Genomic DNA, 12,620 nt, shown 5'->3' with positions numbered 1-12,620 from the left:
TCGCGGCCTGTTTGTCCAGCTCAGGTGCCGCCGAGTAGGGCTGCCAGTAGGGCTTGTTGGGCGTGGAGGCGGTTTTCGGCCTGGTCAAATATGCGGCTGGAGCTGCCCTCCATGGCGCCGGCGCTGATTTCGAGGCCGCGATAGGCCGGCAGGCAGTGCAGCACGATTGCGCTTGGATCTGCTTCTGCCACCAGCTCTTCGTTGAGGCACCAGCCGGCGAAGGCCCTTTGCCGCTCTGCCTTTTCCTCCTCCTGCCCCATGGAGGCCCACACATCTGTGTAGAGGGCGTGGGCGCCGCGCACGGCAGCCACCGGCTCGTGCAGCACCACCACCTCGGATCCGCGAGCCGCCGCTAGGAGGCGTGATTGCTCAAGCACGGCTGCATCGGGCTCAAATCCCACCGGGCAGCCGATGCGCACATTCACCCCGAGCAGGGCACCGCAGAGCATCAACGAGTGGGCCACGTTGTTGCCGTCGCCCACGTAGCTGAGGGTCAGGCCCTCCACTGCTCCGAAGACCTCCTGCAGCGTCAGGTAGTCGGCGAGGGCCTGGCAGGGGTGCTCCAGGTCGGTGAGTGCATTGATTACCGGGATCGTGGCCCAGTGGGCGTACTCCTCGAGCTCGCCCTGGGCGAAGGTGCGGATCGCCAGGGCATCCACGTAGCGGCTCAGCACCCGCGCCGTATCTGCTACCGGCTCACCGCGGCCTACCTGGCTCACCTGGGGGTTGAGGTCGATGGTTTGGCCACCAAGCCTGGCCATGGCCACCGAGAAGCTCACCCGAGTGCGGGTGGAGGCCTTGCTGAAGATCAGGCCGAGGGTTTTGCCGCCTAAATCGAAACTGCTGCGTCCGGCCTTTAGGTCGGACGCCAGCTGCAGCAGGGCCTGGGTCTGTTCGCCGTTGAGGTCGGCCGAGGAGAGCAGGTCCCGCCCGCGCAGCTCTGCCAGGGGTGGATAGGCACTGATGGCGGCCATGGCTCAACTCCTAGGGCATGACGCTGCTAGCAAGCAGCTCCTTGAGGTCGTCGCCTTCGATCACCTCCTTTTCGAGGATCTTCTCGGAGATCGATTCGAGCAGCTCGCGGTTGTGGTTAAGGATCGCCAGCGCCTTGTTATGGGCGTTGTCGACCAAGGAGCGAACCTCCTTATCGATCGCTTGGGCCGTGGCGTCACTCACCACCCGGCGGGGGTTGTTGTTGCCGCCGAGGAAGCGGCTGCCGCCCTGCTTGTCGTAGGCCAGGGGGCCGAGGGTTTCGCTCATGCCGAAGGTGCCCACCATCTGCTCGGCGATGTCGGTGGCGCGTTGCAGGTCGTTGGCGGCGCCGGTTGTGACCTCACCAAACACCACCTCTTCAGCGCTGCGGCCGCCCAGCAAGGTGGCAATTTGACCTTCGAGGTCTTCCTTGGAATTGAGGAAGCGCTCTTCGGTGGGCAGCTGCAGGGTGTAGCCCAGGGCGCTCATGCCGCGGGGCACGATCGAGATCTTGGCCACCTTGCTGCCGCCGGGCATCAGGTGCCCCACGATCGCGTGGCCGACTTCGTGATACGCCACCACTTTTTTCTCATCGGGTTGCAGCACCCGGCTCTTCTTCTCCAGACCAGCCACCACGCGCTCAATCGCCTCGTTGAGGTCGCCTTGCTCCACCTCGGTGCGATAGGAGCGGGCTGCGAGCAGGGCCGCTTCGTTCACGAGGTTGGCCAGGTCGGCGCCGGCAAAGCCGCTGGTGGCCTGGGCAATTTTGTCGAGGTCGACGGCGCTGGAGAGCTTCACTTTCTTGGCGTAGATCTCCAGAATCAGCTTGCGACCAGACAGGTCGGGGCGATCCACCAGCACCTGGCGGTCGAAACGGCCTGGCCGCAGCAGCGCAGCATCAAGGGTTTCGGGCTGGTTGGTGGCTGCCAGCACAATCACCGGCTTGTCCTGGCCGGCAAAGCCATCCATCTCCGTGAGTAGCTGGTTGAGGGTCTGCTCGCGTTCGTCGTTGCCGCCGACCACACCCATCGAGCCCGAACGGCTCTTACCAATGGCATCGAGCTCGTCGATAAAGATGATGCAAGGCGCTTTTTTCTTGGCTTCTTCGAATAGGTCGCGCACTCGTGCAGCGCCAGCACCAACGAACAGCTCCACGAATTCGGAGCCGGAAATGATGAAGAAGGCCACGCCTGCTTCACCTGCAACGGCCTTGGAGAGCAGGGTTTTGCCCGTGCCGGGAGGGCCCACCAGCAGCACACCTTTGGGAATGCGGGCGCCGATGGCGGCGTAGCGCTCGGGTTTTTTGAGGAAGTCAACGATCTCTGCCAGCTCGGCCTTGGCCTCATCCACGCCAGCAACGTCGGCAAAGGTGACCCGCGATTCCTCATCGGGCACGTAAACCTTGGCTTTGCTCTTGGTGAAGCTCAAAGCTCCCTGGGCGCCACCGCCCATCTGGCGGCGGGCGAAGAACTGCAGCACCAGGATGAAGATCAGCGGCGGCACCACCCAGCTCAAGGCGGTGGTGAGGAAGCTGGGCTTCTGGGGGGGCGCGGCGGCGAACTCAACCCCGTGCGACTCGAGCCGCTGGGGCAGATCCATGTCGAAGATCGGCGTGGTGGAGAGCACGGTGGGGGCCCCCTCCTCCTCGGGCTCCTTGAGCTCGTAGCGGATCTGGTCTGAAGTGATGTAGGCCCGTTTGACGTTGCTGCCGTTCACCTGGTCGATGAACAGGGAGTAGGGCACCCGCGGCACCTGGGCGGCTGGATTGGGCAGGAAGTTGCTGAACAGCAGCAGCACACCAAAACCGATCAACACCAGGTTGATGATTCCGAAGCGGCGGTTAGGGCGGTTGTCGTCCTGGCGGATCGCCATGGTGCGGCAGCCAAAGGTGCACCCAAACTAGGGCTGTGGTCCCCTGGCCGTTTCGGCGGCGGGTTGGGAGAACCGTACGAGGACCCAATCCAGCTATGTGTGGTCGCTATTCCCTCTGCGCCGACTTCGATCGCCTGCAGCCCCGCTTGCAGGGCCCCCTGCCGCCCGGTCTGGAGGCCCACTACGCGCCGCGCTCGCAAGTGCTTCCCGGCGAACCCCTGCTGATCCAGCGCCAGGAAAATGGCCAGCTGCAGGTGGGGCTAGCCCTTTGGGGGCTGCTGCCCGACTGGGTCAAGGATCCCGCCACCGCGCACCGCTGCCTGCATGCCCGCGCTGAGACGGTGGCCTTCAAGCCCAGCTTTCGCGCCGCCTGGCGCCATCGCCGCTGCCTGATTCCTGCTGATGCTTTTTGGGAGCAGGGCCAGTGGCTGCGGCGCCGCGATGGCGATCTGTTTTGGCTTGCCGGCCTCTGGGAGCGCTGGATCGGCCCCGATGGCAGCGAGCTCGATAGCTGCTGCGTGCTCACCACCGCCCCCAATGCCCTAGTGGCGCCAATCCACCGGCGCATGCCGGTGGTGATTCCCAACGGCCTGGAGCAGGCCTGGCTCGAGCCCACCGATGGCCATGGCCTGCGGGCCCTCGAACCGCTGCTGTTGCCCTGGGATGGGGGCGATTGGCAGGCCGATGGGGCAGCGATGGCGCTAGACCAACCGCAGTTGGAACTAGACCTGTGAGCCTCGAGCGCCTCGATGCCTTTTTGGCGCATGCCCGCCAATCGCCCCAGCTGGCGACACAGCTGGCGGAGCCCTTGGAGCTGCAGGATTTTCTGGAGCTGGCCCGCGGCGCTGGCTATGCCCTTGAGGAGGCTGATGTGATCGCCGCGCAGCAGCGGCAGGAGTCCAGCCTCAGCGATGCGGAGCTGCAGGAGCGGGCTGGCGCTGAAGGCCGGCGGTTGCGCAATTTCATCTATTCCTGATGGCAGCCCCTGAGCAGGTAGGCGCCTACCCCCGCCCCCCGGCCCTAGTTGAGAGCAGCCAGCTGGTGCGGGTTGAGGCCCTGGGCCAGCTTCTGGCCGAGAGCCGGCGCAGTTTGCGGGTGCTGGAAACCTTTCACCCACCCACCTACTACCTGCCGCCTGAGGCGGTGCGCCAGGAGCTGCTTTTGCCCAGCAGCGGAGCCAGTTTTTGCGAGTGGAAGGGGGTGGCCCGCTACTTCGATGTGGTGGTTGATGCGGGCGGCCCGGCCGAGCGCCGGCTGCGGCGGGCGGTGTGGACCTACCCCGAACCCACTCAGGCCTTTGCTGCTTTGGCTGGTTGGTTTGCGGTGTACCCGGCCTTGATGGACGGGTGCTGGCTGGATGGTGAACCCGTGCAGCCCCAGCCTGGCGGCTTCTACGGTGGCTGGATCACATCCCAGGTGCAGGGGCCGTTCAAGGGTGATCCTTTGCATCCGGAGCTCGTATGAGCAGCCTGGTGGGGAAGGGCATCGAGCCACCGGCCTGGTCCACCACCTCGCCGATCAACAGCAGGGCTTGCTGCCGCAGGGCCCAGGCAGCGTGGATGTCGCTGCTGGCGGCGTAGCAGAGCAGGCGCAGCTGGAGGCTGGACTCGCCGTAGCCCACGAAGTGGGCTAGCTGATCCTTGGCCGGGTCTACGCCGGGCAAGTTTGAGAGGCGCTGCTCCAGGTTTTGGGTGATCGTGGCGACGCGCTCCCGGTCGGCGTAGCTGAGGCCGAATTCGATCCAGATGCGGCGGTTGTCGATCTGGGCCAGATTCAGGATTGCTTGGCTGGTGAACACCCCATTGGGCACATAAATGCGCTGGCGTTCCGGATCGCGCAGCTCGGTGTAAAACCAGCCCACCTGCTCCACCGTGCCAAGCAAATTCAGGCCGGGCAGGTTGATGGTGTCGCCGAGCACGAAGGGGCGGTTGACGTAGAGGCTCAAGCCACTGAGGCCGTTTTCCACGATGGTGCGGGCGCCGAAGCCCAGGGCCGCTGCTCCAAACCCCCCTGCGGTGATCAGCACTCCCGCCGATACACCCAGCAGATCTAGGCCCATGACCAGCACCACCAGTAGGGCTGCTGTGGTCAGCAGCTTGTCGAGCACGTCGAATAGGAACAGCTGGTCCTTGCTGGAGAGGTGTGGCAGCAACTGGGCGGCGTAGTGCTCGGCGCGCTGTTTGAGTTCGCCGCGCCAGCGCAGCAGGGTCCAAATCACGCCGATGGTGAGCAGCAGATTGCGCACCTCCAAGCCCGCCAGCCACCAGCCCGCACTGCTGAGCAACACCGTGCCCGCCAGGCTGACTCGCCCGCTCAGCAGCAGGGCTTGGCCTAGGGAGCCGCTACGGCAGCGCCTGCCGAGCCGGTCCAGCAGCAGCCAGGTGACTAGGGCCAGCAACACTCCCGCCAGGGGAATCTGCAGATCGAAGGGCAGGTTTGCGGCGATCATGGCTCCAGCTCTGCAGGTGAGCTGAGTTGCCAGACCAGATCGCTGCCCAGGCGCTGGGGCGCATGCGCCGGCCAGCTCCGCACCTGGGCCATAGCTGTGAAACCCAGCTCACCAACGGGGGTGCGGGCTGGCTGGCCGCCCATCAGCTTCGGGGCGATCACGGCGGCCAGCTCCTGCACGCAGCCTTCGGCTATGGCGACGGCTGCCAGTTCAGGGCCGCATTCCCAGAGCACCTGGTTGCAGCCCCGCAGCGCCAAGGCCTCCAGCAGCAGTCGGGGGCTGCAGCTGGGTAGCTCCAGTCGCGGCACGCCGCGTTTATCCAGGGAGTCTGCGGCCGCAGCTGGAGCCTCTGGCCCATGCACCACCAGGGTGGCGGCGGCGCTCTGATCCCAGAGCTTGGCCTCGGCGGGGAGCTCCAGGCTGCGGCTGAGCACCACCCGCAGCGGCTCGGGCTGGCGTTGGCCGCGGCTGGTGAGCAGGGGGTCGTCGGCGCGCACGGTGCCGCCGCCGACGATCACCGCATCGCAGCGGCAGCGCAGCTGGTGCACCCAAGCGCGGGCCTCGGGGCCACTGATCCACTGGCTGGCGCCATTGCTCAGGGCGGTGCGGCCATCGATTCCCATGGCCCACTTGAGGATGCCCAAGGGGCGGCCGCTGCTGATGCGGTGAATGAAGGCCCGGTTGAGGCAGCGGGCCTCGGCCTCGGCTACGCCGGTGATCACCTCGATGCCCGCGGCCCGCAGCTGGGCCAGCCCGCCCCCCGCCACCTGGGGGTTGGGATCGGCCATGGCCACCACCACCCGGGCGATGCCGGCGGCGATCACCGCCTGGCTGCAGGGGGGGGTGCGGCCGTGGTGGCAGCAGGGCTCCAGGGTCACCACCAGGGTGCCGCCGCGGGCCCGCTCGCCCGCCTGGGCCAGGGCGCCCACCTCTGCGTGGGGCTCGCCGGCTCGGGCGTGATAGCCCTCCCCCACCAGCGAGCCGCCGGCATCGAGCACCACCGCTCCCACCAGGGGGTTGGGGCTGGTGCGTCCGGCGCCCAGCTCAGCTAGCTGCAGGGCCCGTTGCATCCAGGGAAGCCAGGGCGCCGTGGAGTGCATCACTGGCTCATCCAGCAGCGCTGGGCAGGCTGCGCCATTCCGCCACCACAAATGGCGGCACCGGCAGCTCCACAAACACCCCCGGCAGCACCAGGCGCAGGGGCCGGTCTTGGTGCAGGTCGGCCAGCAGGGGGGCCAGATCAAACTCGGCGGCGGCGGCGCGGCCATCACCCGCCAGCTGGGGATTGGCCAGGGTCACATCGGCCAGCTCCCAGCTGAAGTGGCCGCTGCGCACCTGCAGGGAGGTGGGGTGATCTAGCCGCACCTTGCCGGGATAGCCCACGATGCGCAGCCTCAGGGGGCCGCCTGGGGGGCCTTCGCGATAAGCCACCACCTGCCAGCTCTGGTAGTCGAGGTCGCGCAGGCTCTCGAGGCTGCGCACCACCGGGGTGCCGTTCTCATCGTTGTGGGCGTGCACTAGGGCCTGGGCCGGTGTGGGGAGGCCCAGCCAGAGCCCTAGCGCCAGCAAGGAGGCCAGCAGCAGGGAAAGGAGGAGTTTCATGGCTGGCGCTCGGCGCCTGGAATCGGTTGCCAGTTGGTGTGGGTGGCCCACAGGGCCCAGATCGCCATGGCGCGCAGGTAGTGGCAGGCCCGGAAGGTGTTCACGCCAGTGATCGCCTCGGGGGTGCGGAACTGCAGGCCGCCGCTGTACACCTGCTCCACCACGGCGCCGGTGATGGCAAAGGCCGTGCTGGTTTCTCCCATCAAGCGGTAGTAGGCCGCCAGGCCGAAGTTGATGCCGGTCCACACCTCAAGGGGATGGGTGCCGTTGGGATCGAGCGGGGTGCCATCGCGGCGCAGGCCATTGGCCACGCCAAGCCGGCCCCCCTGGAAACCCTCAAAGCACGACTCTTTAATCGCTTTGAGCGCACTGCTGGCGCGCTCATCAGCCACCACGGCGGGCAGTCCCAGCAGGCGGGCATAGAAGTCGCCGCAGAGCTGGTCTGCCATCACCACCGGCGTGCCGCTCTCGGCATCGATTTTGTAAAACTCGCCGTTCCAGAGCAGCAGGTCGAAGTTGGCGCGCGACTGCTCCAGCCAGCCGCCCAGTTGGCGCTGTTCGCCGCTGGTGTCTAGCCCTAGCTCCAGTTGCAGCTGCTGGGCGATCGCTAGACCCGCCTCCAGGGCAGCGATCCAGAGGGCGCCGCAGTAGGCACTGACGCCCTTGAGCGGCCAGTCGTCGAAGGTCTGGTCGGGGGCTCCGCCGTTGTCGGGCAGGCCGTCGTTGTTGACGTCGAAAGTTTTGAGGTAGGTGAGGGCCTGGATAGCCGCCGGCCAGCACTCGGACAGGAAGCCGAGGTCTGGGCCGTTGGGAGCGAGCTTGAAGGTGCGCCACACCTGCAGCACATAGTCGCTGGCCAGGTCTTTCCAGAGATTGCAGTCTTGATAGGCGGTGTAATTGGTGGCCTCAAACGGCCGCTCGTTGGGGGCACCCAGATCGTGGGGGGTGGCACCGGCCAGTTTGCGGGCGGCCTCCACCCGGCCCTTGCCCTGGGTGAAATACCAGCCGATCGGCCGCAGCGTGGCGTCGGCAGCGGGGATGGCGCGGGCGAAACTGCGCAGCACGGCCTTGTCGAGCTCGGGCCAGAGCTGCAGCAGGGCAAAGGAGCCATAAAGCCGCACGTCCAGGCTTTCGTACCAGGCGTAGTCGAGGCACTCGAGCACGCCAAATTGACCCACCGGATCGCCTGCAGCAGCGGCGGTCCAGAGGCTGCCGCCACTGGCTAGGTCGTAGAGCTCGTTGAACAGGGCCATCCGCAGCGGTTCGGGCAGATCGCTGCGCTCCAGCACAGGCTTTTGCCAGGCCTCGATCTGGGCGCGCCAGTCGCGCCAGTCGCGCAGAGCCTCGGCGGCGATGGCGGCGGCGCTGGTGCCGCTATCGCCGCCGGCCTCTCCGCCAAAAAAATCGCTGTAGCGGCGCAGGGCGCGGCTGCCGGTGGCGAAGGCCGTAACCGGCAGGTCCCAGCTGATAACCAGAGGGATTTCGATGCTGGCTCCCGGCTCCAGACAGCACTTCACCGCCAGGGCGGCGCTGGCAGGGTCGCTATCGCCACTGCGGCGGTCGTTGTTGCTATCAGGAATCGAGCCGTCGCGGGCGAAGGGTTCCCACAACTCAGCGCCACTGCCGCTGGGATCCCAACGGCTGCAGCGCTGCACTTCCAGGTGGTCGGCGGTGGCTATGCACCACTGGCCCTGGCCCTCGGCGAGGGGGGTGGCGCGCTCACCATCAAGCAGCACCCCCTTGAGCCCCGGTTGCTCCACCCAGGTGTTGCGGTGGCCCTTGCTGCGGCCGATCGCGGGCACGTAGTTGTGCTCCGGGCTGCCGTCGTCTCGAAACGTGACTGCTGCTGTGGGATCTGTGTTGGTGAACCAGCCCGTGGTGTTGCGCCAGCTCAGCAGCAGGGAGAGGTCGAGGGGCCGGTTGGTGGGGTTGGTGAGGGTCCAGACGAACACCGCCACCGGGTAGCTGGTGCGCTGGTAGTCGCCCGGCAGGATCGGACTGAAGGCTTCGCAGCTCACCTCGGCTTGGAACACACCCGTGTACTGGGTGCTGCTGATCGGGTAGCGGGCGGCGTAGGTGCCGGTGCGCTGCTTGTCGCTACTGGCGGGATACCAGCTCCAGGCGCTCAGGGGTTCGCCGGCTGTGGGCCTGGAGGCATCGACCTCTGGTTTCACCGCCAGGGCATGGGCGCGGCTCTGGTCGCCGTCGGTTTCAAACAGGGCGAACTGGCAGTCGGGCAAGTTGCCAAACCAGTGCTCGCCGCCATCGAGGTGCCAGAGGTTGAAGGAGCCATCGGGGGCGCGGCCGATGCAGCCGGCGCCGAAGCCCCCCAAGGGCATGCCGTGGTTGGGACCGTCGTCGAGGTTGCTGGCATAACGCACCGTGTAGGGCTGCTCCCAACCCAGGCCAAAGGCCCGGCTCCAGCTACTGCTGCCAGCGGTGGGAGCCCCGTTGCCCTTCAGCAGCGATGTGAGGGCTGAAAGGCCGAAGCGCGCCATGGGGCCAAAAAAGGTTCGTCCAGCTTGTCAGAGGTCGCTGGCGGCTTGGACTGGTCTTCCTGCAGGGGCTCTAACGGAAGTGGTGTGAGCAGAAGATGGCAGGAAGATGCGATGGCTAGATGAATGTAAAGGCCTCGAATGGGTCAGGCAGGGCGTTCAAGGCGCTGCAGGCGCAGCTCACTCACCGAGGCGATGGCTTCGAAATCGGCATCGAAACTCACTAACACCGCGTTGTGGTGCAGAGCCACGGCGGCCACCAGGAGGTCGAGGCTGAGAACCGTCTGACCGATCTGGCGGCAGGCCTGGCCCAGGTCGATCGCCCGCTGCCACAGATCTGCAGGAGTGGAGAGCGTGGGCAGGGTGGCGAACTGGGCTGTCAGTTGGTGGGTTTCGTCTGGACGGGCTGAACGCAGCATCTCAAAACGCACCGGTTCCGCCAGGTGGGCCTCAGGGTCGAGCACGAAGGGCGCAATGAACTGTTTGAGGGGGGCCGGGCTCCGGGAACGGGTGAAGTCGATCCACAGGCTGGTGTCGAGCAGCAGGGTCATGCAGCGAACTCCTGGTTCCGTTGGCGCTCGCGCTCCTGGTCGGCCTCGTAGCTCTCCAGCTGCACGCCCCATTCGCCGCTGAGAAATCGCTGAGCGATCTGGGCGCGACGGTGCTGCTGCAGGGCCTCCTCCATCAGGCGGCGGATGGCGGGCCCCTTCTTGCGCTCGCCGGTGAGCTCCAGGATTTCGGTCATCTCAGTATCCGAAAGTTCAACAGTCACTTTCATGACTTGGGCTTTCATAGGTCAGATTCTGGGGTCAGTATGCGCGGACTTTGGCGTCGAGGCGGATCACAGCACGATTCGCTGACGCCGATGCTTTTCGTTGGTAGGTTTGCTGGTCTGGTCTGGTCTGACCTAAGTTGTGACTGTTCTTGCGTTCTGGGCGAGATGGCAACTCCTGCGGCCACGGGCGGCGGTGGTCGTCGCACGGTCAACATGCTCGAGGCAAAGACCCACCTCTCGCGCCTGGTTGAGGCCATCGAAACCGGTGCGGCAACCGAGGTGGTGATCGCCCGCAATGGCAGGCCGGTGGCACGGCTCACCGCGCTTCAGTGGGGTGCGCGGCCGCGGCGTCTGGGGTCGCCCGCGGAAAGTTCACGGTTCCGGACTCGATCGATGCCGCCAATCCGCTGATCGTCGAGCTGTTTGAGCAGTCCTGATGCGCCTCCTGCTCGACACCCACACATTTATCTGGGCGATCAGCGATGAACCCAGGCTGGGCCCCCGCAGCCGCGATCTGATTACCGCCGAGGCCAGCAGCGTGCTGATCAGCAATGTATCGCTCTGGGAGATCGCCATCAAGCACTCCCTGGCCCGCAGCGACATGCCGCTCTCGGCCGCCCAGGCGATTCCATGGGCTCAGGAGTGCGGCTTCGAGCTCCTGCCGCTTGATCTTCCCCATCTGCTGACGCTCGAGCAGTTGCCCCTCCATCACCGCGATCCATTTGACCGCCTGCTCGTGGCCCAGTCGATCAGCGAATCGCTGCTGCTGGTGAGCGCCGATGGGGCGTTTGATGCCTATGGCTGCCCGCTGCAGGATGCCCGCCGCTGAAGGGGAGCTTGCGCAGGGGGTCGCAATGCTGCGGCCGCCTATCCCGAGCTGAAGGAGGCCATCCTTATGGCTCCAGGGCTCTGGGTCGCCATCGCCAGCCGTGCTCCCCAGGGTTAACGAGCCACTGCAGCGGCCCCAAGGCTGAGCAGAGTCTTCAGGGCTCCTGGTGGGCTGGGGCCGCTTGCGCCTGGAAACCCCCATTCACCTCCTGGTCCACTAGGGCGTCGAGGGTCACGGCCGAGCGCACCAGGGCTTGGTAGCGCTGCACCACGCGGCGGTTGCGTTCGATCCAATTGCCGGGATCGCCGCTGGGCAGGCCCGTGCCGTCGCCGGCCAGCAGCTCCAGGTCGTTTTGCTGGGCTAGCAGGGCCAGCACCAGGTCGTGGATGCGCTGGCGGCGGTCGCTCATGGCTGGGTCCGGTGGCACAGGCCGGCCATCATGGCTGCAGTGACCGTGGGGCGCCCTGGCTCAGCAGGCCGTGTTGGAGGTGGTCGGCACCGATGCCGGGGGGGTGGCTGCGCTGCCGGCCCCCAGCCTCGCCTTGGTGCGAGCTGCCCAGCTGCTGCTTGCCCCCCAGCGCTTGCTGGCGGAGCTTGGCCCCTGGTGGCGGGAGGAACAGGGGGCCGGCCGCATCCCGGCGGGGAACCCCTGCCCCCAGCTCCTGGCCAGTGATCGGCCCGAGCAGATTTTCGGCCCGCTGGAGCAGGCCCTGGCAGCCGGCCGGCCGGCGGTGCTGCTCGCTAGTGGCGACCCGCTTTGGTTTGGCATCGGCCGCCTGCTGCTGCAGCGCTTTCCGGCCGCCCAGCTGCGCTTTCATCCCGCCCCCTGCTCGCTGCAGCTGGCCTTTGCCCGCCTCGGTCGCCCCTGGCAGGACGCCAGCTGGATCAGCCTGCACGGCCGCGACCCCGAACCCCTGGCCGCCGCCTTGCAGAAGCGACCACCTGCCTTGGCGGTGCTCACCGACCCGGGCCGCGGCGGCGCCGAAGAGGTGCGGCGAATTCTGGCGGCCTCTGGCCTGGAGGCGGCCTACTCCTTCTGGCTGTGCGAGCGCCTGGGCCATCCGGCGGAGCGGATGCAGCGGCTGGTCCCCGGGGCACCCCTGCCGCCCGACTTCGATCCGCTGCACCTAGTGCTGCTGATCGCTGAGCCGCTGGCGCCCCCGGCTGATCCCTCCGCCCTACCCCTGTTTGGCCTTGAAGACGGCCTGTTCCTCCAGCACGACGACCGCCCCGGCTTGATGACCAAGCGGGAGGTGCGCATTCAGCTGCTGGCCGATCTGGAGCTGCCCGAGTGCGGCGTGCTCTGGGATATCGGCGCCGGCGTGGGTTCGGTGGGCCTGGAGGCGCTGCGGCTGCGGCCTGGCCTGGCGCTCTGGGCCCTGGAGGCCCGAGGCGGCTCTGCAGCTCTGATCGCAGCCAATGCCGAGCGGCTGGGGGTGCGGCCGGAGGGGATTCACGAGGGCCGGGCCCCCGAGGCCCTGGCGGAGCTGCCCGATCCGGATCGGGTGCTGATCGGCGGAGGTGGCCGGGAGCGGGCGGCGGTGCTGGCGGCGGTGCTGCAGCGACTGCAGCCCGGCGGGGTGGTGGTGATCCCCCTGGCCACGGTGGAAGCTTTGGCGGAGTTGC

Annotated in this window: 14 protein-coding genes; 5 read left to right on the top strand and 9 right to left on the bottom strand. The window is 67.1% G+C overall.

Features of this window, described 5'->3' with window-relative positions; translation table 11 throughout:
- Window positions 1-20 precede the first annotated feature (20 nt).
- Complete coding sequence (gene argF / locus KBY74_RS06415; protein WP_254941975.1) at window positions 21-974, bottom strand: ornithine carbamoyltransferase; 954 nt, start codon at window positions 972-974, stop codon at window positions 21-23.
- A 10-nt stretch (window positions 975-984) separates the two neighbouring features.
- Window positions 985-2,844, bottom strand: a complete 1,860-nt coding sequence (ftsH, locus tag KBY74_RS06410) for an ATP-dependent zinc metalloprotease FtsH (RefSeq protein WP_254941974.1) — start codon at window positions 2,842-2,844, stop codon at window positions 985-987.
- 95 nt (window positions 2,845-2,939) lie between these two features.
- On the opposite strand from ftsH, the gene KBY74_RS06405 reads away from it, so the two are divergent.
- The 3 genes from KBY74_RS06405 to KBY74_RS06395 are packed head-to-tail and all read left to right on the top strand — an operon-like array spanning window position 2,940 to window position 4,308.
- Window positions 2,940-3,578, top strand: a complete 639-nt coding sequence (locus KBY74_RS06405; RefSeq protein ID WP_254941973.1) for an SOS response-associated peptidase — start codon at window positions 2,940-2,942, stop codon at window positions 3,576-3,578.
- The gene (locus tag KBY74_RS06400; protein WP_106502241.1) at window positions 3,575-3,820 is read left to right on the top strand and encodes a Nif11-like leader peptide family RiPP precursor; all 246 of its coding nucleotides are present in this window, start codon (window positions 3,575-3,577) and stop codon (window positions 3,818-3,820) included. The genes KBY74_RS06405 and KBY74_RS06400 overlap by 4 nt, the downstream gene beginning before the upstream one ends.
- Window positions 3,820-4,308, top strand: coding sequence for a DUF427 domain-containing protein (locus KBY74_RS06395; RefSeq protein WP_254941972.1), 489 nt, complete (start codon window positions 3,820-3,822; stop codon window positions 4,306-4,308). Before KBY74_RS06400 ends, KBY74_RS06395 begins: the two co-directional genes overlap by 1 nt.
- Here the strand turns inward: KBY74_RS06395 and KBY74_RS06390 are convergent.
- The 6 genes from KBY74_RS06390 to KBY74_RS06365 all read right to left on the bottom strand — a co-directional run bounded on the left by KBY74_RS06390 (window position 4,274) and on the right by KBY74_RS06365 (window position 10,135).
- Window positions 4,274-5,293, bottom strand: coding sequence for a mechanosensitive ion channel family protein (locus tag KBY74_RS06390; RefSeq protein WP_254941971.1), 1,020 nt, complete (start codon window positions 5,291-5,293; stop codon window positions 4,274-4,276). The genes KBY74_RS06395 and KBY74_RS06390 overlap by 35 nt on opposite strands.
- A complete protein-coding gene (gene ribD, locus KBY74_RS06385) occupies window positions 5,290-6,393 on the bottom strand; it encodes a bifunctional diaminohydroxyphosphoribosylaminopyrimidine deaminase/5-amino-6-(5-phosphoribosylamino)uracil reductase RibD (RefSeq protein ID WP_254941970.1) in 1,104 nt (367 codons plus the stop codon). The genes KBY74_RS06390 and ribD overlap by 4 nt, the downstream gene beginning before the upstream one ends.
- Before the next feature lie 7 nt (window positions 6,394-6,400).
- Window positions 6,401-6,895, bottom strand: a complete 495-nt coding sequence (locus tag KBY74_RS06380) for a DUF3122 domain-containing protein (protein WP_254941969.1) — start codon at window positions 6,893-6,895, stop codon at window positions 6,401-6,403.
- Window positions 6,892-9,393: a GH116 family glycosyl hydrolase gene (locus tag KBY74_RS06375; RefSeq protein WP_254941968.1), complete on the bottom strand. Its 2,502-nt coding sequence runs from the start codon at window positions 9,391-9,393 to the stop codon at window positions 6,892-6,894. Before KBY74_RS06375 ends, KBY74_RS06380 begins: the two co-directional genes overlap by 4 nt.
- A gap of 143 nt (window positions 9,394-9,536) precedes the next feature.
- Window positions 9,537-9,941, bottom strand: a complete 405-nt coding sequence (locus KBY74_RS06370) for a PIN domain nuclease (protein WP_254941967.1) — start codon at window positions 9,939-9,941, stop codon at window positions 9,537-9,539.
- Complete coding sequence (locus KBY74_RS06365) at window positions 9,938-10,135, bottom strand: hypothetical protein (protein ID WP_254941966.1); 198 nt, start codon at window positions 10,133-10,135, stop codon at window positions 9,938-9,940. Before KBY74_RS06365 ends, KBY74_RS06370 begins: the two co-directional genes overlap by 4 nt.
- A 466-nt stretch (window positions 10,136-10,601) precedes the next feature.
- On the opposite strand from KBY74_RS06365, the gene KBY74_RS06355 reads away from it, so the two are divergent.
- A complete protein-coding gene (locus KBY74_RS06355) occupies window positions 10,602-10,994 on the top strand; it encodes a type II toxin-antitoxin system VapC family toxin (protein WP_254941965.1) in 393 nt (130 codons plus the stop codon).
- Window positions 10,995-11,148: 154 nt separating this feature from the next.
- Here the strand turns inward: KBY74_RS06355 and KBY74_RS06350 are convergent, their stop codons facing one another.
- Window positions 11,149-11,403: a hypothetical protein gene (locus tag KBY74_RS06350; protein WP_254941964.1), complete on the bottom strand. Its 255-nt coding sequence runs from the start codon at window positions 11,401-11,403 to the stop codon at window positions 11,149-11,151.
- Window positions 11,404-11,473: 70 nt separating this feature from the next.
- Here KBY74_RS06350 and cbiE point away from each other — a divergent pair.
- A partial coding sequence (cbiE, locus tag KBY74_RS06345) for a precorrin-6y C5,15-methyltransferase (decarboxylating) subunit CbiE (RefSeq protein ID WP_254941963.1) occupies window positions 11,474-12,620 on the top strand: 1,147 nt, incomplete at its 3' end.

Origin of the sequence: Cyanobium sp. A1C-AMD (assembly GCF_024346495.1) — a bacterium.
GTDB lineage: Bacteria > Cyanobacteriota > Cyanobacteriia > PCC-6307 > Cyanobiaceae > Cyanobium_A > Cyanobium_A usitatum.
This window is presented reverse-complemented; position numbering and strand designations above follow the sequence as displayed.